Origin of the sequence: Mycobacterium saskatchewanense (genome assembly GCF_010729105.1) — a bacterium.
Taxonomy (GTDB): Bacteria; Actinomycetota; Actinomycetes; order Mycobacteriales; family Mycobacteriaceae; genus Mycobacterium; species Mycobacterium saskatchewanense.
The window spans coordinates 2602265-2623937 of the sequence record NZ_AP022573.1; the positions used below are offsets into that span (position 1 = coordinate 2602265).

At 69.5% G+C, this 21673-nt stretch carries 17 protein-coding genes; 8 read left to right on the forward strand and 9 right to left on the reverse strand.

The features are described 5' to 3' along the window. Positions 1–57: 57 nt before the first annotated feature. From G6N56_RS12015 to G6N56_RS12045, 7 genes are all read left to right on the forward strand, one after another. Entirely contained in the window at positions 58–1770 is a 1713-nt protein-coding gene (locus tag G6N56_RS12015) for an acyclic terpene utilization AtuA family protein (RefSeq protein WP_085256096.1), read from the forward strand. Next, positions 1767–2915: an acyl-CoA dehydrogenase family protein gene (locus tag G6N56_RS12020; protein WP_085256069.1), complete on the forward strand. Its 1149-nt coding sequence runs from the start codon at positions 1767–1769 to the stop codon at positions 2913–2915. The genes G6N56_RS12015 and G6N56_RS12020 overlap by 4 nt, the downstream gene beginning before the upstream one ends. Further along, on the forward strand, positions 2912–4507 hold the full coding sequence (locus G6N56_RS12025) for an acyl-CoA carboxylase subunit beta (RefSeq protein WP_085256068.1): 1596 nt from the start codon (positions 2912–2914) through the stop codon (positions 4505–4507). Before G6N56_RS12020 ends, G6N56_RS12025 begins: the two co-directional genes overlap by 4 nt. A gap of 5 nt (positions 4508–4512) precedes the next feature. Then, positions 4513–6480, forward strand: a complete 1968-nt coding sequence (locus G6N56_RS12030) for an acetyl/propionyl/methylcrotonyl-CoA carboxylase subunit alpha (RefSeq protein ID WP_085256067.1) — start codon at positions 4513–4515, stop codon at positions 6478–6480. A 10-nt stretch (positions 6481–6490) separates the two neighbouring features. Then, on the forward strand, positions 6491–7657 hold the full coding sequence (locus G6N56_RS12035) for an acyl-CoA dehydrogenase family protein (RefSeq protein WP_085256066.1): 1167 nt from the start codon (positions 6491–6493) through the stop codon (positions 7655–7657). 9 nt (positions 7658–7666) lie between these two features. Continuing rightward, the gene (locus G6N56_RS12040) at positions 7667–8560 is read left to right on the forward strand and encodes an enoyl-CoA hydratase family protein (RefSeq protein ID WP_085256065.1); all 894 of its coding nucleotides are present in this window, start codon (positions 7667–7669) and stop codon (positions 8558–8560) included. 77 nt (positions 8561–8637) lie between these two features. After that, positions 8638–9240, forward strand: a complete 603-nt coding sequence (locus G6N56_RS12045) for a DUF1707 SHOCT-like domain-containing protein (protein ID WP_085256095.1) — start codon at positions 8638–8640, stop codon at positions 9238–9240. A 1-nt stretch (position 9241) separates the two neighbouring features. Here the strand turns inward: G6N56_RS12045 and G6N56_RS12050 are convergent, their stop codons facing one another. From G6N56_RS12050 to G6N56_RS12085, 8 genes are all read right to left on the reverse strand, one after another. Continuing rightward, the gene (locus G6N56_RS12050; protein WP_085256064.1) at positions 9242–10090 is read right to left on the reverse strand and encodes an aldo/keto reductase; all 849 of its coding nucleotides are present in this window, start codon (positions 10088–10090) and stop codon (positions 9242–9244) included. A gap of 57 nt (positions 10091–10147) precedes the next feature. Then, positions 10148–10867 (reverse strand): MIP/aquaporin family protein, encoded by a 720-nt coding sequence (locus G6N56_RS12055; RefSeq protein WP_085256063.1) that lies wholly within the window; start codon positions 10865–10867, stop codon positions 10148–10150. Between the two features lie 86 nt (positions 10868–10953). Further along, positions 10954–12948 (reverse strand): vWA domain-containing protein, encoded by a 1995-nt coding sequence (locus G6N56_RS12060; RefSeq protein WP_085256062.1) that lies wholly within the window; start codon positions 12946–12948, stop codon positions 10954–10956. Further along, a complete protein-coding gene (locus tag G6N56_RS12065) occupies positions 12941–14326 on the reverse strand; it encodes a sigma 54-interacting transcriptional regulator (RefSeq protein ID WP_085256061.1) in 1386 nt (461 codons plus the stop codon). Before G6N56_RS12065 ends, G6N56_RS12060 begins: the two co-directional genes overlap by 8 nt. A gap of 71 nt (positions 14327–14397) precedes the next feature. Continuing rightward, positions 14398–15981: a bifunctional phosphoribosylaminoimidazolecarboxamide formyltransferase/IMP cyclohydrolase gene (gene purH, locus G6N56_RS12070; protein WP_085256094.1), complete on the reverse strand. Its 1584-nt coding sequence runs from the start codon at positions 15979–15981 to the stop codon at positions 14398–14400. Between the two features lie 14 nt (positions 15982–15995). Continuing rightward, positions 15996–16625, reverse strand: a complete 630-nt coding sequence (gene purN / locus G6N56_RS12075; protein ID WP_085256060.1) for a phosphoribosylglycinamide formyltransferase — start codon at positions 16623–16625, stop codon at positions 15996–15998. Positions 16626–16686: 61 nt separating this feature from the next. Continuing rightward, complete coding sequence (locus G6N56_RS12080) at positions 16687–18042, reverse strand: cell division protein PerM (RefSeq protein ID WP_085256059.1); 1356 nt, start codon at positions 18040–18042, stop codon at positions 16687–16689. 48 nt (positions 18043–18090) lie between these two features. Beyond that, the gene (locus G6N56_RS12085) at positions 18091–19020 is read right to left on the reverse strand and encodes a DUF5336 domain-containing protein (RefSeq protein WP_085256058.1); all 930 of its coding nucleotides are present in this window, start codon (positions 19018–19020) and stop codon (positions 18091–18093) included. A gap of 200 nt (positions 19021–19220) precedes the next feature. Between G6N56_RS12085 and G6N56_RS12090 the strand changes: the two genes are divergently transcribed. Then, entirely contained in the window at positions 19221–20069 is an 849-nt protein-coding gene (locus G6N56_RS12090; RefSeq protein WP_085256057.1) for an LLM class F420-dependent oxidoreductase, read from the forward strand. Between the two features lie 75 nt (positions 20070–20144). On the opposite strand, the gene G6N56_RS12095 is transcribed toward G6N56_RS12090, so the two are convergent. Beyond that, a complete protein-coding gene (locus tag G6N56_RS12095) occupies positions 20145–21665 on the reverse strand; it encodes an acetyl-CoA acetyltransferase (RefSeq protein ID WP_085256056.1) in 1521 nt (506 codons plus the stop codon). Between the last annotated feature and the right edge of the window lie 8 nt (positions 21666–21673).

Sequence of the window (21673 nt, forward strand, 5' to 3'; positions counted from 1 at the left end):
CGGTTGGTTGGTTGGTTTTTCCGGCGCTCAACGGTGATTCGCTGAATGGAGGACGCGATGGCCTCGCAGTCCGGTGCCCCCGGCGCTGTCCGGATCGCGAACTGCTCCGGGTTCTACGGCGACCGGCTGTCGGCGATGCGCGAGATGCTGACCGGCGGTGACGTGGACTACCTCACCGGCGACTACCTCGCCGAACTGACCATGCTGATCCTGGGCCGCGACAAGATGAAGCACCCCGAGCGCGGCTATGCCAAGACCTTCCTGACCCAGCTCGAGGACTGCCTGGGCGAGGCCCGCGACCGCGGCGTGCGCATCGTCGCCAACGCCGGCGGTCTCAACCCCGCGGGGCTCGCCGGCGCGATACGGGCCCTCGCCGAGCGCCTCGGCATCGAGGCCGCAGTCGCCCATGTGGAGGGCGACGACCTGCTGCCACGCGCGGCGGAGCTGGGGCTGGGCACCCCGCTGACCGCCAATGCCTACCTGGGCGCCTGGGGAATCGTGGACTGCCTCAACAACGGCGCCGACGTCGTCGTCACCGGCCGGGTCACCGACGCCTCGGTGATCGTCGGGGCGGCGGCGGCGCACTTCGGGTGGGGTCGCACGGACTACGACCGGCTCGCGGGGGCCGTGGTCGCCGGCCACGTCATCGAATGCGGCGTGCAGGCCAGCGGCGGCAACTACTCGTTTTTCAGTGAGGTCCCCGACCTCACGCACGCCGGTTTCCCGCTGGCCGAGGTCCACGCCGACGGCTCGTCGGTGATCACCAAGCACCCGGGCACCGGCGGGTTGGTCAGCGTGGACACCGTCACCGCGCAGTTGCTCTACGAGATCACCGGCGCCCGCTACGCCAATCCCGACGTCACCGCGCGGATGGACACCATCGAGCTGGCGGCGGACGGCCCTGACCGGGTGCGCATCAGCGGCGTGCAAGGCGAACCGCCGCCGCCCACGCTCAAGGTGTCCCTCAACAGCATCGGGGGATTCCGCAACGCGATGACGTTCGTGCTGACCGGTCTGGACATCGAAGCCAAGGCCGAGCTGGTGCGCCGCCAGCTGGAGTCCGGGCTGTCGGTCAAGCCGGCCGAGCTGCAGTGGTCCCTGGCGCGCACCGACCACCCCGACGCCGATTCCGAAGAGGCCGCGAGCGCGCTGCTGCACTGCGTGGTGCGCGACCCCGACCCGGCCAACGTGGGGCGCCAATTCTCTTCGGCTGCGGTCGAGTTGGCGCTTGCCAGCTATCCGGGCTTCCACGTGACCGCGCCGCCGGGCGACGGTCAGGTCTATGGCGTGTTCACCGCCGGCTACGTCGACGCGATCCGGGTGGCGCACACCGCAGTGCACGCCGACGGCACCCGCACCGAAATCCCCTGCGCCACCGACACGTTGGAGTTGGCACCGGCCGATCCCCCGGCGTTGCCCGCGCCGTTACCGGCCGGCCCCACCCGGCGCGTGCCGCTGGGGCGCATTGCCGGGGCCCGCAGCGGCGACAAGGGCGGGTCGGCCAACGTCGGGGTATGGGTCCGCACCGACGACCAGTGGCGCTGGCTCGCCAATACGCTCACCGTCGACACGCTGAAGGAACTCTTGCCCGAGGCGGCGGCCTTCGACGTGACCCGGCACCTGCTACCCAACCTGCGCGCGGTGAACTTCATCATCGACGGCATCCTGGGCCAGGGCGTCGCCTATCAGGCGCGCTTCGACCCCCAGGCCAAGGGGCTGGGCGAGTGGCTGCGCGGTCGTTACCTCGACATCCCGGAGAGCCTTTTATGAGCATCTGGACCACACCGGAGCGCGAACAGCTGCGAAAGACCGTGCGCTCCTTCACCGAACGCGAGATCCTTCCGAACGCCGACGCGTGGGAGCGCGGCGGCGAGCTGCCGCGCGAGTTGCACCGGCGGGCCGGTGCGGCGGGCCTGCTGGGTGCGGGCTTTCCCGAGGCGGTCGGCGGTGGCGGCGGCGACGGCGCGGATTCGGTGATCATCTGTGAGGAAGTGCATCAGGCCGGCGCCCCCGGCGGCGTGTTCGCGTCGCTGTTCACCTGCGGCATCGCGGTGCCGCACATGATCGCGTCCGGCGATGCGCGGTTGATCAAGGAGTTCGTGCGCCCGACGCTGGCCGGCGACAAGATCGGTGCGCTGGCCATCACCGAGCCCGGCGGCGGCTCGGACGTCGGGCACCTGCGGACGTCGGCCATCCGAGACGGCGACCACTACGTCGTCAACGGCGCCAAGACCTACATCACGTCCGGGGTGCGCGCTGACTACGTGGTCACCGCCGTGCGCACCGGTGGCCCCGGCGCGGCCGGGGTTTCGCTGCTTGTGGTCGAGAAGGGCACACCGGGATTCGAGGTCAGCCGCAAGCTGGAGAAGATGGGCTGGCGGTCCTCGGACACCGCGGAGCTGTCGTTCACCGACACGCGTGTGCCGGTGGCCAACCTGGTCGGCGCCGAGAACAGTGGCTTCCTACAGATTGCGCAGGCCTTCGTCTCGGAGCGCATCGGCCTTGCCGCACAGGCATATTCGAGTGCCCAGCGCTGCCTGGACCTGACGGTGCGGTGGTGCCGCGACCGGGAAACCTTTGGGCGACCCCTGATCTCCCGCCAATCGGTGCAGAACACGCTGGCCGAGATGGCGCGCCGCATCGACGTCGCCCGGGTCTACGCGCACCACGTGGTGGAGCGCCAGCTCGCCGGGGAGACGAACCTGATCGCGGAAGTGTGCTTCGCCAAGAACACCGCCGTCGAGGCCGGCGAGTGGGTGGCCCACCAGGCCGTCCAGCTCTTCGGAGGAATGGGATACATGGCCGAATCCGAAGTCGAACGCCAATACCGGGATATGCGGATCCTCGGCATCGGCGGCGGAACCACCGAAATCCTGACCTCTCTGGCAGCCAAAACGTTGGGATTCCAGTCATGACCGCGCTGAAGTCCATCCTCGACCCGGCGTCGCCGGCCTACACCGACGCGGCGTCGGCCGCGACCACCCGGCTCGCCGAGATCGGCGCCGAACTCGCCAAGGCACTCGCCGGCGGGGGCCCCAAGTACGTCGACCGCCATCACGCCCGCGGCAAGCTGACCGCCCGCGAGCGCATCGAGCTGCTCGTCGACCCCGACTCCCCCTTCCTCGAGCTGTGCCCGCTCGCGGCCTACGGCAGCCAGTTCCAGGTGGGCGCCAGCATCGTCACCGGCATCGGCGCGGTCTGCGGGGTCGAATGCATGATCGTGGCCAACGACCCCACGGTCAAGGGCGGCACGAGCAACCCGTGGACGTTGCGGAAGATTCTGCGCGCCAACAAGATCGCCTTCGAGAACCGACTGCCGGTGATCTCGCTGGTGGAATCCGGCGGAGCGGACCTGCCCACCCAGAAAGAGGTCTTCATCCCGGGCGGACAGATGTTCCGTGACCTGACGCGGCTCTCGGCGGCGGGAATTCCCACCGTCGCGCTGGTGTTCGGCAACTCCACCGCCGGCGGTGCCTACGTCCCTGGCATGTCCGACCACGTGGTGATGATCAAGGAGCGCTCGAAGGTGTTCCTGGCCGGCCCGCCGCTCGTCAAGATGGCCACAGGCGAAGAGTCCGACGACGAGTCCCTGGGCGGCGCCGAAATGCACGCCCGCATCTCGGGTTTGGCCGACTACTTCGCGGTCGACGAGCTCGACGCGATCCGCATCGGGCGGCGCATCGTCGCGCGGCTGAACTGGGTCAAGCAGGGACCGGCCCCCGGGCCGGTGGCTGAGCCGCTGTTCGACGCCGAAGAGCTTATCGGCATCGTGCCGGCCGACCTGCGCATCCCGTTCGACCCGCGGGAGGTTATCGCGCGCATCGTCGACGGCTCCGAATTCGACGAGTTCAAGCCGATGTACGGCTCGTCGCTGGTCACCGGGTGGGCCCGCCTGCACGGCTATCCGCTGGGCATCCTGGCCAACGCCCGCGGCGTGCTGTTCAGTGAGGAATCGCAGAAAGCCACCCAATTCATCCAGCTGGCCAACCGCTCCGACACCCCTCTGCTGTTCTTGCACAACACCACCGGCTACATGGTCGGCAAGGACTACGAGGAGGGCGGCATGATCAAGCACGGGTCGATGATGATCAACGCCGTCTCCAACTCGACCGTCCCGCACCTCTCCCTGCTGATCGGCGCGTCGTATGGCGCCGGCCATTACGGCATGTGTGGCCGGGCATACGACCCGCGGTTCCTATTCGCCTGGCCCAGCGCGAAATCCGCGGTGATGGGCGGAGCCCAGCTGGCGGGCGTCCTGTCGATCGTGGCCCGGGCGGCCTCGGAGGCCCGCGGCCAGCAGGTCGACGAGGCGGCCGACGCGGCGATGCGGGCGGCGGTCGAGGGCCAGATCGAAGCCGAGTCGCTGCCACTGGTCCTGTCCGGGATGCTCTACGACGACGGGGTGATCGACCCGCGCGACACCCGCACCGTGCTGGGAATGTGCCTGTCCGCCATCGCGAATGGCCCGATCAAGGGGACGTCGAACTTCGGCGTCTTCCGGATGTGAGTCCCATGGTCACACGAGTGCTGGTAGCCAACCGCGGGGAGATCGCCCGGCGGGTGTTCGCGACGTGCCGCCGGTTGGGACTGGGCACCGTCGCCGTCTACACCGACCCTGACGCCGGCGCGCCGCACGTCGCCGAGGCGGACGCCCGCGTGCGGCTGCCGCAGACGAACGACTATCTCAACGCCGAGGCCGTCATCGCGGCGGCACGCGCGGCCGGCGCCGACGCGGTGCACCCCGGTTACGGATTCCTCTCCGAGAACGCTCAATTCGCGGCCGCCGTGCAGGACGCCGGCCTGGTCTGGGTCGGACCGCCGGTGGACGCGGTGCGGGCGATGGGCTCGAAGATCGAGTCGAAGAAGCTGATGGCCGCCGCCGGGGTGCCGGTGCTCGACGAACTCGACCCCGACTCGGTCACCGAGGCGCAACTCCCGGTGCTGGTCAAGGCGTCCGCTGGGGGCGGCGGGCGCGGGATGCGGGTGGTCCGCGAATTGTCCGCACTGCCGGGCGAAGTCGCGGCGGCGCGGCGCGAGGCGCAGTCCGCCTTCGGCGACCCGACGGTGTTTTGCGAGCGCTACCTGCCCACCGGCCACCACGTCGAGGTGCAGGTCATGGCCGACGCCCACGGGACGGTGTGGGCGGTCGGCGAACGCGAGTGCTCCATTCAGCGGCGCCACCAGAAGATCATCGAGGAGGCGCCCTCCCCGCTGGTCGAGCGGATACCGGGCATGCGGGACAAGCTGTTCGACGCGGCGCGGCTGGCGGCCGCCGCAATCGGCTACGCCGGCGCCGGGACGGTCGAGTTCCTGGCCGACGACGCGGGCGAGTTCTACTTCCTGGAGATGAACACCCGGCTGCAGGTCGAGCATCCGGTGACCGAGGAGACTAGCGGGCTCGACCTCGTAGAGCTGCAGCTCGCGGTCGCCGACGGTGACCGGCTCGGTCCCGAACCGCCCGTCGCGCAAGGGCATTCGATCGAAGCCCGACTCTACGCCGAGGATCCCGCACAAGGCTGGCAACCGCAGGCCGGTCCGGTGCACCGGATCGACATCCCCTCGGTGCGCACGCAATTCGGCACGCTGGGACACCGGACCGGGATCCGGCTGGACTCCGGGGTGGTCGACGGGTTCGCCGTGTCGATTCACTACGACCCGATGCTGGCCAAGGTCATCTCGTACGCGCCGACGCGCCGCCAGTCGGCGCTGGTGCTGGCCGACGCGCTCGCCCGCGCCCAGTTGCACGGCGTGCGCACCAACCGCGAGCTGCTGGTGAACGTGCTGCGCCACCCCGCGTTTCTCGACGGCGCGACCGACACCGCGTTCTTCGACACGCATGGCCTGGCCGCGCTGGCGGCGCCGCTGGCCGACGCCGCCGTCGTCCGGCTATCGGCGATCGCCGCCGCGCTCGCCGACGCGGCGCACAATCGCGCGACGGCCAAGACCTTCGGCTCCCTGCCCAGCGGCTGGCGCAACCTGGCGTCCGGTTACCAGGTGAAGACCTACCGCGACGAGGAAGGCACCGAGCACCGGGTCGAATACCGATTCACCCGAGCGGGTTTGGAAATGCCCGGCGACGAAGCGGTGCAACTCCTCTCCTCCGCGCCCGACGAGGTGGTCCTCGCCGGCGCTGGTGGGGTGGCCCATCGCTTCGGCGTCGCGCGATACGGTACCGACGTCTACGTCGACTCGGCCCGTGGGCCCGTGCGCCTGGTCGCGCTGCCGCGCTTCCCCGAGCCGGGCTCCACCGTCGAGCGCGGGTCCCTCATTGCGCCCATGCCCGGCAACGTCATCCGGCTCGGCGCGGAGGTGGGCGAGACGGTGCGCGCCGGCCAGCCGCTGATCTGGCTGGAGGCGATGAAGATGGAACACACCATCACCGCACCGTCCGACGGCGTGCTCGCCGAGCTCAACGTCCGGACCGGTCAGCAAGTGGAAGTCGGCACAATCCTGGCACGGGTCGACGCGCCGGAAGCGTAAGGAGATCAACATGACCGAAACCAGCTTCATCGAGAACGAGGACCGCCGGGCGCTGCGCAAAGCGGTCTCCGAATGGGCGGCCAACTACGGGCAGGACTACTACCTGCGGAAGGCGCGCGCACAGGAACACACCACCGAATTGTGGTCGGAGGCGGGCAAGCTCGGCTTCCTCGGGGTCAATCTGCCCGAGGAATACGGCGGCGGCGGGGCCGGCATGTACGAGCTGTCCCTGGTGATGGAGGAGATGGCCGCCGCGGGCAGCGCGCTGCTGCTCATGGTGGTGTCTCCCGCCATCAATGGCACCATCATCAGCAAGTTCGGCACCGACGAGCAGAAGAGGCGCTGGCTGCCCGGGATCGCCGACGGCTCCCTGACGATGGCGTTCGCCATCACCGAGCCGGATGCCGGTTCCAACTCGCACAAGATCACCACCACCGCGCGCCGCGACGGCGCCGACTGGATCCTCAAGGGGCAGAAGGTCTACATCTCCGGCATCGACCAGGCGCAGGCGGTGTTGGTGGTAGCGCGCACCGAGGAGGCCAAGACCGGCAAGCTGCGGCCCGCGTTGTTCGTGGTGCCCACCGACGCGCCGGGCTTCACCTACACCGCGATCGACATGGAGCTGATCAGCCCGGAGCGCCAATTCCAGGTGTTCCTCGACGACGTCCGCCTGCCCGCCGACGCGCTCGTCGGGGCGCAGGACGCCGCGATCGCGCAGCTGTTCGCCGGGCTCAACCCCGAACGCATCATGGGAGCCGCCAGCTCGGTCGGCATGGGCCGCTTCGCCCTCAACAAGGCCGCCGACTACGTCAAGACCCGCCAGGTGTGGGGTACGCCCATCGGCGCGCACCAGGGCCTGTCGCACCCGCTCGCTCAGTGCCACATCGAAGTGGAACTCGCCAAGTTGATGATGCAGAAGGCCGCGACGCTCTACGACAGCGGCGACGACGCGGGCGCGGCCGAGGCGGCGAACATGGCCAAGTACGCCGCCGCCGAGGCGGCTACCCGATCGGTGGACCAGGCCGTGCAGTCGATGGGCGGCAACGGGCTGACCAAGGAGTACGGCGTGGCCGCGATGCTGACCTCGGCCCGGCTGGGGCGGATCGCCCCAGTGAGCCGTGAGATGGTGCTGAACTTCGTGGCGCAGACGTCGCTGGGCCTGCCCCGGAGCTACTGAGCCCTCGCGATGGACACCCTCGTCGAATACGCCGGCCCGGCCGAAACCAAGGGCCCGTTCGCCCGCCTGACCCTGAATTCACCGCACAACCGCAACGCGCTGTCCACCGTGCTGGTCAACCAGCTCCACCAGGGGCTGCGCGACGCCGCGGCGGATCCGGCCGCCCGGATGGTCGTGCTCGGACACGCCGGCGGCACGTTCTGCGCCGGTGCTGACCTGAGCGAGGCCAGCAGTGGCGATCGCGAGGGCGGCGGAGCCGGCCGAAGCGGGTCGCCACCATCGGCTCGTGGCGATCGCGAGGGCGGCGGAGCCGGCCGAAGCGGGTCGCCACCATCCGGGTACGACACTGCCGCCGCCCGGGCTCGTGAACTCACGGCGCTGCTGCGTGCGATCGTCTCGTCGCCGCTGCCGGTGATCGCCGCCGTCGACGGCCACGTGCGCGCGGGCGGGTTCGGTCTGGTCGGCGCCTGCGACATCGCGATCGCCGGTCCACGCAGCACGTTCGCGCTGACTGAGGCCCGGATCGGCGTCGCGCCGGCCATCATCTCGCTGACGCTCCTACCGAAGATGTCGGCGCGAGCGGCCGCCCGCTACTACCTGACCGGCGAGACGTTCGACGCCGGTCGGGCGGCGGAGATCGGACTGGTGACGATGGCCGTCGATGACGTCGACGCCGCGGTGCAGAGCGTCGTCGCCGACGTGGGCCGCGGTTCGCCGCAGGGCCTCGCGGCGTCGAAGGCGCTGACCACCGCGGCGATGCTAGAGGGGTTCGACCGCGACGCCGAACGGCTCACCGAGGAGTCGGCACGGTTGTTCGTATCCGACGAAGCGCGCGAGGGCATGCTGGCTTTTCTGCAGAAGCGGAGACCGAGCTGGGCTCCCGCTGACGGTGGCGCCAATTAGCGGTCCGGCCATGCGACATGATTGCGATTTAGCCAACCCTCTTGCAGCGCTACCCGGACGTCGTACGCTCGTGGGTGATGAGCAACTCAGCGCAGCGCGACACGAAGGACGTGCGTGACGAACCGTCGCGGGCGGCCGACACCGATCGCATCCAGCTTGCGCAATTGCTGGCGTACGCCGCCGAGCAGGGCCGCCTGCAGCTCAAGGATTACGAGGACCGCCTGACCAAGGCGTACGCGGCGACGACCTATGAGGAACTCGACCAGCTTCGCGCCGACCTGCCGGGCGCCCCGATCAGCCCTCGCCGAGGCGGCACTCCCAATCCGGCGCCGTCCACGCTGCTGCTTGCCATCCTGAGCGGGTTCGAGCGGCGTGGCCGCTGGAACGTGCCCAAGAAGCTGACCACGTTCACCCTGTGGGGCAGCGGCGTGCTGGACCTGCGCTATGCCGACTTCACCTCGACTGACGTCGACATCCATGCGATCTCGATCATGGGCGTTCAGAACATCCTGCTGCCGCCCGAGGTCAACATCGAGATCGACGGCCGCGGCGTCATGGGCGGCTTTGACCACGACGTCCTGGGACATGGCACGCCGGGCGCGCCGAAGGTGAGGATCCGCGGCTGGTCCCTCTGGGGCGGCGTGGGCATTAAGCGGCGCGCCCGCAGGTCTCGCAGCTGAGTCAGTCCGGCACGTAGTCGAACGTGTCCGGGTTGGGACCGTTGCGGCCCGACTCACCCTTGTCGAGCGCCGAGATGGCGTCCATGTCGGAGCCGTCCAACTCGAAGTCGAACAGCTCGAAATTGGCCTTCACCCGTTCCGGCGTCACCGACTTGGGAAAGACGATGTCGCCGCGCTGGATGTGCCAGCGCAAGACGATTTGCGCCGCCGATTTGCCGCGGGCCTCGGCGATGCGGGTGATGACCGGATCGTCGAGCACCTTGCCCTGTGCGATCGGCGACCACGCCTCGGTGGCGATGCCGTGTTCGCGTCCGTAGGCGCGGACGTCCTCGTTGGTGAAGTACGGGTGCACCTCGATCTGGTTCACCGATGGGACCGTGTCCGTCTCGTCGGCGAGCCGGTCGAGGTGTGCGGGCTGGAAATTGGAGACTCCGATGCTGCGCGCGCGTCCGTCTTTGGCGAACTCTTCCAGCACTTTCCACGTCGACACGAAATCCCCGTCGTAGAGCGTGGGCAGCGGCCAGTGGATGAGGAACAGGTCGACATAGTCGGAGCCCAGCGCCTTCAGCGTTCCGTCGAAGGCGCGGCGGGCGTCGTCCGGTTTGTGGAAGCCGTTGTTGAGCTTGCTGGTGATGAACACCTCGCCGCGGTCGAGGCCGGCGTCGCGGATGCCCTGGCCGACTTCCTTTTCGTTGCCGTACATCTCGGCGGTGTCGATGTGGCGGTATCCGATGTCGAGCGCGGTCTTGACGGCCGCGGCGGTCTCGGCGGGTTTGATCTGGAACACGCCGAATCCGAGCTGCGGAATGGCGACACCATCATTGAGTTCGATCGTTGGAACCTTGGCCATGCGTTTCCTCCTTCGTGAATCCGTGTACCCGGCCAGCCGGGCTCCTACCCCCCGCGATCAGATCGCCGATTCCGATGCGTTGCGACCAGAACGCCGCTCGTCCGGATCCAGCAACAGAAACGCGATTCCGGCCGCGGCGGCGGCGACGCCCTGCGCGGCAACATATATCCACAACGCGGGCCAGGCGATTATTCCCATGGCCACCGCGGCGACCGTCACCGCCGGGTTGAACAAACCCCCCGAGATGCCGCCGACCGCGAACACCCCTGACACCACAGTGAACCCGATCGCCAGCCCGAAGTACGAGTTGCCCCGATCGCGGCTGCGCGTCGCCACGTTGAGTACCACATAGCAAAGAGCGAACGTGAACAGCGCTTCCACCACGAAGACGGCGGCCGGCCGGTGTGCTGGAGCGCCGGCATGGACCGGTCCGACGATCCAGCGCACGACCGCGGCGGCGACCACCCCGGCGACGCATTGCGCAATCCAGTATCCGGCGGCGTCGCGCGCGCCGATCCCGCGCCGCACCAAGACCGCCAGCGTCACCGCCGGGTTGTAGTGACCGCCGGAGATGTGACCCCCGGCGTAGACCATCACCATGAGCACCGCACCGATCGCCAGCGGGGCGAGCGTGCTCCCGCTGCCGGCCGCGGCGCCGCAGGTGAAGACCAAGAAGAATGTGCCGATCGCCTCGACGGCAAACTTGGCGCCCGGACGGGGGTCGCGAGCGGCGGCTGACCCGGCCGCGGCCGGTTGCTGTGAGTCGAGCGCGTGCATGGCATCCAGCTTGGCCGAGCACGTCGTCCATGTCTTCGCCGCTGGCGTCCATGCACGGATACCGGCTAGCTGCAACCGAGTCGGGGTCAGCGCCGGCGTCGCGACCGCAGATAGTCGCCGACCACGGCCGCGCCCAGCCCGTCGAGGTCGGGCACCACGACCCGCCCCTCGACGCGGCGGGCGACCTGGTCGATGAACCGCCCCAGACCAGGGTCGCTACCCAGCCGGAAGATCGTGATCTGGGCGCCGAGCCGCGCCATCTCGTCGAATCCGCGGACGGTGTGGGCGATCGTCCGCGGGTGCGGCGGGTAATCGAAGAACACGGACGTCCCGTCGCCGTCGAAATCCTCCAGGTGGGCGGTCGGCTCACCATCGGTCACCACCAGCACCACCGGTTGCGCGTTGGGGTGCCGCCGCAGGTGCCGACCCGCCAGTGCCAGCGCATGATGCAGGTTCGTGCCCTGCTCGTAGACGCCTTCGAGACCCGTCAGCTCCGCGGCCGTCACGGTCCGCGCGTAGCGGCCAAATGCGATGATCTGCAAGGCATCCGCGCGGAACCGGGTGCTCACCAGATGATTGAGCGCGAGGGCCGTCTGCTTCATCGGCAGCCAGCGATTCTCCATCACCATCGAAAACGAGGTGTCGACCAATAGCGCCACCGCCGCCTGCGTGCGGGTCTCGGTCTCCGATACCTCGACGTCGTCCACGGTGATCTTCAGCGAACCGGCGCGACCATCCGGGGACGACGTCCCCGCCTGCCGCAGCACCGCATTGGTCAGCGTGCGGGAGATGTTCCACGGCTCGGTGTCGCCGAACTGCCAGGGCCGAGTGGCACCCGTCAGCTCGCCCGCAGCGCCGGCACGCCGGAGTTCCCGCTCGCCGCGCCGACTGGAAAGCTGTTGCGCCACATCGCGTAACGCGGTCTCACCGAGGCGGCGCATGGCCTTCGGTGACAGTCGCCACTGGCCGTCCGAACCGCGGTCGAGGAACCCTTGATTGACCAGCGCGCGCTCCAGTTCGGCCAGGGTGCGGGCGTCGACGGCGGCCTCGTCGCCGAGCTGGCGCGCCAGCGCGTCGAGGTCGACGTCGTCCATGGTGGCGCCGGGGTAGCTTTGCGACAGCTGCTCCGCCAGCTGCTCGAGCTCGCCGACGTCAGCGAGCGCCTGCGTCCCCTCACCCATGCCGAAGGGGTTGTCTCCGGAGAACTCCTGCGATCCGGTCCAGTCCTCACCCGGCCGCGCCGCCTGTAGGTGCGCGTCGAGCCGATTCAACGCCTGCATCAAGTCCGGCGACCCGAACGCCTGCTGCGCCAGGGCGTCCAGCTCGGCGCGCTGATCGGGGCTGAGGCTGTTGCGGAATCGCTGCGCGGCGGCGGCGCGCTTGGCCAGCGAATCCATCAACTCGTCGACGTTGCGCGGGTTGTCCGGGAAGAACTCACCGTGCTTGTCCATGAAGTCTTGGAAATCCTGCTGGGTGTCCTCACCGCGGGAATGCTTGTCCAGCAGGTCGTTCAAGTCATCGAGCATGTCCTTGACACGCTGACGGTCCTCGTCGGTGGCGCCCTCCAGCGCCTGCTTCATGCCCGCGAAGCGCTGGTCCAGCATCTCGCGGCCGAGCAAATCCTTGATCTGCTCGTACTTTTCGCGTGCCTCGGGGCTGCGCCAATCGTAGTCGGATAGCTCCTGGACGGCCTTGGCCGGCGACGCGGGCAGCGCGTCCAGCTGCAGCTCGCCGAAGCGGGCGTCGTCGTCCAGCGCCCGTGCCAACTCTTTGCGCTCGGCCAGCACGGCCTCGTCGAGCAGTTTCTTGATGTCCTGCAGCGTGCCGTCCAAGTTATTGCGCCGCAACAACTCCCGTCGCCGCCGGTTGGCCTCCGCCGCCAGCCGGTCGGCGCCACGCATGTTCTCGGTGCCGCGCCGCAGCAGCTCGGACAGGGCGCGGCGCGGCGACGTGCCGGCCATGACGTCCTGACCGATCTGCTCCAGCGCCTCACGCAAATCCACCGGCGGGGCGAGCGGGTCGGGGCCGCCGGTGTACGCCGAATATCGCGAGGAGTGGCCCTTCGAGAACGGTTTAGCCATAGACGGTCTGGCCCTCCCCGGACACCTTGTCGATCCGCTTGGCCAGGTACAACGCCTCCAGCGCCAACTCGAGCGCCGCGGCCCGCTCCCCCACCGACTGCGCGTTCACTTTCTCCGCGATCTTGTCCACGACCGGCAGGGCCGGGACCGCGGCCAGCACGTCCTTGGCCGAGACGCGCTCGCCCGTGGTGACCGCCGAACCCCTTTCCACGGCGGCTACCAGCGCGCCAACGTCGATGCCGCCCAGCACCCGCGACGCGGTGTCGGCGGTGGCGCGGCGCAACAGGTGTTCGAGCACCGCCTGCTCGCGGCCTTCCTCGCCGGACTCGAATTCCAGCTTGCCGCGCAGGACGTCGATGACCGTTCCGAGGTCGACCACCCGGGCCACCGGATCGGTCTCCCCCAGCACGGCCCCGCGGTGCCGGGCGGCCGCCGCCACCGTCTCGGCCGCCGCGATCGCGAACCGTGCCGAAACGCCGGAGCGCTGGTCGACCGAGTTGGACTCCCGCAGATAACGGGCGAAGCGGGCGATCACCTGCATCAGGTAGTCGGGCACCTGCGCGCTCAGGTGGGCCTCCTGGACGATCACGCCCACCTCGGCGTCCAGCTCGAGCGGGTAATGCGTCCGGATCTCCGCGCCGAACCGGTCTTTCAGCGGGGTGATGATCCGCCCGCGATTGGTGTAGTCCTCGGGGTTGGCGCTGGCGACCACGAGCACGTCCAGCGGCAGGCGCAGCGTGTAACCGCGAACCTGGATGTCGCGCTCCTCCATGACGTTGAGCATCGACACCTGGATGCGCTCGGCGAGGTCGGGCAGTTCGTTCACCGCGACAATGCCGCGGTGTGCGCGCGGGATCAGTCCGTACGCGATGGTCTCCGGGTCCCCGAGGCTGCGGCCCTCGGCGACCTTGATCGGGTCGATGTCGCCGACGAGGTCCGCCACGCTGGTGTCCGGGGTGGCCAGCTTCTCGGTGTAGCGCTCGCTGCGGTGCTTCCACTCCACCGGCAGGTCGTCGCCCAGCGTGGCGGCCTTGCGGATCGACTCCGGCGTGATCGACGAAAAGGGGTGCTCGCCCAGTTCCGACCCGGCGATCACCGGCGTCCACTCGTCAAGCAGCCCGACCAGGGCCCGTAACAGCCGGGTCTTGCCCTGCCCTCGCTCGCCGAGCAGCACGAAGTCGTGACCGGCGATGAGCGCCCGCTCCAGCTGAGGCAGGACGGTGTCCTCGAAGCCCAGGATGCCCGGCCACACCTCGTCTCCCGCGGCGAGCGCGGTGAGGAGGTTTTCCCGGATTTCCTGCTTGACTCCCCGTTCACGGTGACCGGCGGCACGCAGTTCGCCGACGGTGCGGGGCAGATGAGTCGGTGATGTCACCACTCCAAGCTACGGCGTGGTGGGGCGTGCGTCATGCGCACGTTGTTCACCTCGGGCTCGTGATGCCCGGCCGTTCAGTGCGCGAAGTGGCGCGCCCCGGTCAGATACACGGTGACACCGGCCTCGGCGGCCGCCGCTGTCACCTCGTCGTCGCGCACGGACCCGCCCGGATGGACCACCGCCCTTACCCCGGCGGCGGCCAGCGTTTCGAGCCCGTCGGGAAAGGGGAAGAACGCGTCGGACGCCGCGACCGCGCCTCGGACGCGGTCCCCGCCTCGTTCGACGGCCAGCCGGGCGGCGTCGACCCGGTTGACTTGGCCCATGCCGACGCCGATCGTCGCGCCCCCGTCGGCGATGACGATCGCGTTCGACTTGACCGCGCGGCAGGCCCGCCACGCGAAGACCAGATCGCTCAGCGTCGCGGGGTCGGCCGGGGAGCCGGTCGCCAGCGTCCAGTTCGCCGGGTTGTCGCCGTGCGCGTCCAACTCGTCGCGCTGCTGGACCAGCAGGCCGCCGCTGACGGGCCGCAGCTCAGTGCCGCCGGTCAGCGGCTCGGAGGCCACGAGCACCCGGATGTTCTTCTTGCCTGTCAGCGCTTCGAGGGCACCGGGCGCGTAGGCCGGAGCGATGATCACCTCGGTGAAGATGCCGCTGACGTACTCCGCCATCTCGACGCTGACTTCCGTGTTCGCCGCGATGACTCCACCGAAAGCGCTCAGCGGGTCGCACTCGTGCGCCTTGCGGTGGGCGTCGGCGACGGACACCGACGAGATCGCGATCCCGCACGGGTTGGCGTGCTTGATGATCGCCACGCAGGTCTCTTCGTGGTCGAACGCGGCGCGCCAGGCCGCGTCGGCGTCGGTGAAGTTGTTGTAGGACATCTCTTTACCGTGCAGCTGCTCGGCCTGCGCCAGGCCGGGCCACGCGGCGGGATCGCTGTACAGCGCCGCCTGCTGATGCGGGTTCTCGCCATAGCGCAGCATCGCCGATCGGCGCCAGCTGCGGCCCAGCCATTTCGGGAACGCCGTCGGCGGATGCTCGGGCGCCAGGGTCGACTCCATCCAGCTCGCGACCGCGATGTCGTACTCGGCGGTGTGCTGAAACGCCAGCGACGCCAGCGTTTTGCGCTGGGCGAGGGTAAAGCCGCCGTGCCGGACCGCGGCCAGCACCCCGTCATACCCGCGCGGGTCGGTGACCACCGCCACGCTCGGATGGTTCTTCGCGGCCGCGCGCACCATCGACGGCCCGCCGATGTCGATCTGCTCGACGCATTCGTCGACGCTTGCGCCCGAGTCGACCGTCTCGCTGAACGGATACAGGTTGACGACGACCAGTTCGAACGCGGCGATCCCGAGCTCCTCGAGGGCCTCGGCGTGCTCGGGTTTCCGAAGGTCGGCGAGCAGGCCGGCGTGCACCCACGGATGCAGGGTCTTGACGCGGCCGTCGAGCACCTCGGGGAATCCCGTGAGTTCCTCCACGCGAGTGACCGGGATCGCTTTCTCGGCAATGGTTTTTGCCGTCGACCCGGTCGAGACGATCTCGACACCCGCCTCGGCCAGCCCGCGGGCGAGGTCGATGAGCCCGGTCTTGTCGTACACGCTGATCAACGCGCGGTGAATGGGCCTTCTCGCCATCTCACGCCAATCCTCGGTGCTCATCGGTTGGCCGCCTTTCATCCGATCGTCGCTTGTCTTCCGACCAAAGTCAGGCCGCCCGTCGCGATGGCGGCCACCACATCCACCAGAAGCTTCCGTTCGGTGACTTTGATGCGTTCATGCAGAAGCCCTTCGTCGTCGCCGTCGAGCACCGGAACGGCCTGCTGAGCCAATATCGGTCCGGTGTCCGTCCCGGCGTCCACCAGGTGCACCGTACAGCCCGTGACCTTGACACCGTAGGCCAACGCGTCGGTCACTCCGTGCGCGCCCGGGAACGCGGGCAGCAGCGCGGGGTGCGTATTTATGACGCGGCCGTAGAACCGCGACAGGAATTGCGGCCCAAGGATTTTCATAAACCCGGCCGAGACGACCAGGTCCGGCGAGTGCGCGGCGGTGGCGGCGGTGATCGCGGCGTCCCACGCGTCGCGGTCGGGGTGGTCGCCGAGTCGGACGGTGAAGGTGGGCAACGACGCGCCGCCGGCGATCTCGGTGGCCAGGCAATCGCGGTCGGCGCCGACGGCGACAACCCGCGCCGGGAACTCGCCGACGGCGGCGTCCAGCAGAGACCTCAACAGCGAACCCGCTCCGGACGCCAGGACCACCACCCGCGCCGGTGCGCTGGGGGGCACTCGGAGGGGTTCTTGCACACGGCGAGCCTAGTCGGGCGACGATGCGCGCCGACACGGCGCTGCAAACCCGCCAGAATGCTCACTCAGACGACCGCTCGGGCTCCTCGGGCGGCGGGGGCTGGTCGGCGATCTCCTCGGGGACTTCCTCGTCGACCTCCTCGTCAACCTCCTCGGGGACCTCCTCGGAGACCTGGTGCGCACCCTCCTCAGGCCCTTCGTCCTCCGGCTCGTCGAACAGCTCCGCGAAGTCGGCCGGCTCCTCCGCGGCCGGTGGGGGCGCGGGCCTGGCCTTCGGCCGCCGCGGTCGGCGCCGGATGCCGCCGGTCATGACCACCGTCACCCCGCCAACGACCGCAAACCAGAAGAAGACGCCGACCACCAGGGCGCCCTGGTCCACGCCGACGTGGCCGAAGTTGCCCAGTGCGCCGCTGCCGCCGTACGCAAGCAGCGACATCACGGCCGCCCCGACCACCGAGGCGACCAGGAGTTTGGCGAGGGCGGGAATAAGCGGCAGCGCACGGCGCGCGCATTGCTGCCCGACCGCCACACCCGATGACGCGCCGACGATGAGCAGCGCCACCCACACCGGGCCGAGCGGCGGCCTGGGCGCCGCGGCCAGGATAGGCAGTGCCGGGATGTCGCCACCGAAGACCGTGAACGAACTGAACGTGGCGAAGCCGAGGTGCGCGCTGGACCCCACCGCGACGGCCGAGGTGCCGACGATGACGTTGGGTGCGTACAGCACCGACAGCACCGTCAGGCTGAACTGCCCGAATATCGAATCGGTGATGCCGTACAGCTCTTGCATGGTCGCCCAGTGGACCACCAGCGATGCGGCGGTCACCATCCCCGACAAGCCGACCAGCGCCAGCACGCCGGCTGTCGCCCCGCGCAGTGAATCGCTCAGCCAGTTCGGCAGCGGCGACGCCGCCAGCGCGCGCCGCCCCACCCGGGAGTACACGCCGACCGCGGCGCCGACGGCGTGCACGACCAGCACGCTGACGAACGCGCGCAGGGCACTTGGCGTCTGCAGCTCCGTGATCACCGTGGATGCGTCGTGAACGACCGCCAAGGCGATCGCTGTCATGAGCAGGGGACCGCCGAGCGCCGAAGCCACGACCCAGCGGACCACCAGCCACGAGGAATACGGAGAGGTGGCCCGCGCCGTGCTTCGCGCCGTGGCCCACACCATCAGCAGGACGGGTAGCAGCGGCAGCGCGCCTAATTCGTGGCCGCCGATCGAGATCGGCACCTGATGCACGCCGAGCCACATGCTCGCAATGGCGCCCAGCGCACCCGTCATGTCGCTGTTGGCGATCAGCAACTGAATCAAGGTGACCGCGGCGATGATGACCAGCGCCACCACCGCCGGGCCGAAGGCGACCCTCACGAGGTCACGCGCCTGGCGGGCGCCCGCCGCCCGGTTGTCCTCCACCCGCGTCACTCTTGGCGCACGTCTCCTACTAGGCGCGCAACCGCCCGGTTAAGCCGGCGCGGGCCCAGAGGGTGACGAAGGCGACTGCTGCTGGCCCTGCCCGTAGGGCTGCTGGCCCTCGGACTGGCCGGAGTAGTTGGCCGGGGCCGACCCCGCTTCTGATCCCGAACCCCCGCCGGCGGAGGGCGGCGGGCTGAAGCTGGGGAAGCCCGTGGGTGGGGTGTTCGTCCCGTGTTGCTGCGCCGACGGCTGGGGGCCCGACTGCGGCTGCGCGCCGAAGCCTCCCGTCGGAACCGCGCTCTGCGTCGGCGCCTGGCTCGACTGGTACCCGCCGTACTGGGCGCCGTAGCCGGACGGCTGCTGTTGTTGCGGGTTGTGCGACTGCGGTCCGCCGTGCTGCTGCTGACCGTAGTAGGGCTGTTGGCCGTACTGCCCGTACTGGCCGTACTGGCCGCCGTACTGCGAGTACGGGTCGTACTTGGGGCGCGGGGCCGGCGGGGTGATGACGCCGGCGTCCAGCAGGAGCGCGACGACGGCCGCGATCGCCTGCAGCACGCTGCACGCCACCAGGGGCCACATGGCCCAGCCGATCGACACCGCCGACGGCGTGTTGATCGCCTCGCTGATGGCCAGCAGCGCACCCAGCACGGCGATGGCCCCGACGACCGCGAGGTAGTTCCTGGCCTTGGGCAGCAGGCTCAGGCCCGCGAGCAGCGCGGCGAGCACCGCGACGATCACCGCGGTGCCGGCGTCACCGGCGCGCCCGCCGGCGCCCGGGCCGAGGTCGGCGTTGTAGGTGAAGGTGGGCCCGAAGTTCAGCAGATACACCGCCAGGCCCAGGACCGCCACCGCGACGGTCAGGTACAGGGGAAGCTTGCTCTTGCCGTCGTCGTCCTTGGCGAACGACGGGGTGCCGCCTGAATAGGAGCCGCCGGGCTGCGCGGGTGGGTATCCGGGACTACCGGGCGAGTAGGTCATGACTCCTCCAGTTGCTTCCAGTGCCTTGATGTGCTTTAGCGGACGCCTCTGTTGCAGTGCGACGCTGTGCTCCCAGGTGACTCGATCAACCACGCTAGCGCACGTACGGATGCCGGCGGCGGAGCCACCGCCCCGCCGCGCGGCCACCGGAACGGCCACCCGCTTGCCCAACGCAGGTAGAACACGTTCTAATTCTGTCCATGGACTACGGGCTCGTGCTATTCACCAGCGATCGGGGCATCTCGCCGGCGGCGGCCGCCAAGCTTGCCGACGACCACGGCTTTCAGACCTTCTACGTGCCAGAACACACACACATCCCGATCAAGCGGGAGGCGGCCCACCCGACGACCGGCGACGCCTCGCTGCCCGACGACCGCTACATGCGGACGCTAGACCCATGGGTGAGCTTGGGCGCGGCGTGCGCGGTGACCTCGAGGGTGCGGCTGTCCACGGCGGTGGCCCTGCCCGTCGAACACGACCCGATCACGCTGGCGAAAAGCATTGCGACGTTGGACCACCTGTCGGGCGGGCGGGTGAGCCTCGGCGTCGGGTTCGGGTGGAACACCGACGAGCTCGCCGACCACGGGGTACCGCCCGGGCGGCGTCGCACCATGCTGCGGGAGTACATCGAGGCGATGCGCGAGCTATGGACCAAAGAGGAGGCCGCCTACGACGGCGAGTTCGTCACGTTCGGCCCCAGCTGGGCTTGGCCCAAGCCGGTGCAGCCGCACATCCCCGTCCTGGTCGGCGCGGCCGGGAACGAGAAGAACTTCAAGTGGATCGCCCGCAGCGCCGACGGCTGGATCACCACTCCGCGCGATTTCGACATCGACGAGCCCGTGAAGCTGCTGCAGGACACCTGGGCGGCCGCCGGCCGCGACGGTGCGCCGCAGATCGTCGCGCTGGACTTCAAGCCGGTGCCCGAGAAGCTTGCTAAATGGGCCGAGCTCGGGGTGACCGAGGTGCTCTTCGGCCTGCCGGACCGGCCCGAGGGTGAGATCGCCGCGTACGTCGAGCGGCTGGCCGGCAAGTTGGCCGCTCTCGTCTAACCCCGCGAGCAGACGCAAAAGCGCCGCGACACGCCGTCTGCGGCGCACTTTTGCGTCTGCTCGTGCAAGATGGTGTCAGGCCAGGGTGCAGCGGTTGCCGTAGTCGAAGGACCGCACCCGGACCCGGTGCCCCAACGGGTCGCCCTTGATCAGCAGCGCGATCAATTCGTCGTCTTCGGTCGTCGACAGGAACCGGCTGCCGTCGTCCAGCCGGCCGATGATGATCCCGGTCGCTCGCCCGTCGTCTCGCCGCACCGTGTAGGTCTCGACGGTGCCCGCCCCATCGGCCTGCTCGGTCACCGCCACCGTGGGCCAGCCGTCGACCTCCGCCTGCGCCTGAGCGCTGCGGTCGGGCTTCCATTCCGTCGGAGTGGTGGAGTACACGCCGACCGAGTACTTGCTCAAGATTCCGCCGTTGGCGCCGACGAGGCCGAATTCGCCGGGCCTGCTTCGCAATTGCTGGACGGTCTCGGCGATTGCGTGCATCGAGTAGTTGTTGCCCGCGCCGCCGAAGAACGGCAGCCCGCCGGTCAGGGTCAGGCCGCGCGGATCGTCGGGCGCAATGCCCATGCCGTCGCAGATGTTGAACACCGGCACCGGAAAGCAGCTGTACAGATCGAACGTGGCGATGTCGTCGACGCCGACGCCGGCCATCACCAGCGCCTCACGCATGGCCAGCACGGCCGACGGCGCGTGCCCGAGGTCCGGGCGCTGCAATAGGGACTGCTCCTCCAGATCGGCGTGGCCGTGCAGGTATACCCACCTGTCCTCGGGCACCCCGAGGCGACGGGCCGCCTCAACCGACATCAGCAGCGCGGCCGCGCCCTGATTGACCTGGTCGCGGGCGACCATCAACCGCGGGTACGGCTCCGCGATCATGCGGTTGCTCTCGGTCACGGTGAGCAGCTCGTCGATCGTCCGTTCGACCGGGGCGGCCGCGAAGGGATTCCCCGCGGCGATCTTGGTGAACGGCGCGAAAAGCTCCGCCATCCGCCGCCGGTACTCCGCCGGCCCCAACCCGGTCCCGGCCCGGCGGGCGTTCTCCAGCAACGCGTACTGGATCGGCGCGCTGGTCAGCCCGTGGCTGACGGTGTACCGCGAGACGAGCTTCTCGATGCCCTGGCCCCGGTCTTCAAGGTCACCGTCGACCGTCTCGGTGAAGTCGGGCCGTGCTTCGGCCTTCGCGAAGTAGCGCAGCGTCGAGGTGGCGTCCGAACCGAACACCATCGCGACCTGGGAGCGGCCCGCCGTGATCTCCCCCGCCAGCTCGCTGATCAGGTGCTGGGGGCCCTGTCCCCCAACGATTTCGAGGATCGCGCGGCGCGGCGCGGCGCCGATGCGGTTGGCGACCGAACGGGGGTAGTCGTTCGACCGCCCCAGCGGGGCTTTGACCACACCCGAGATCTCGAACTGCCGCACGCCGGCCACGGTGTCGATGGACGCTGCGACGTCCTCGCCAGCGCAGTCATCGACGGCGGCACGGGCAGCCGCGGCGGCCAGCTCGACGGGCGACATCCCACGGTAGGTCGCGTCGTCGATGCGTTCGGCGGCCTGCCCCACGCCGACGACGACGGGGGTGTTCGGGTCGAGATTCATAGGCCCAC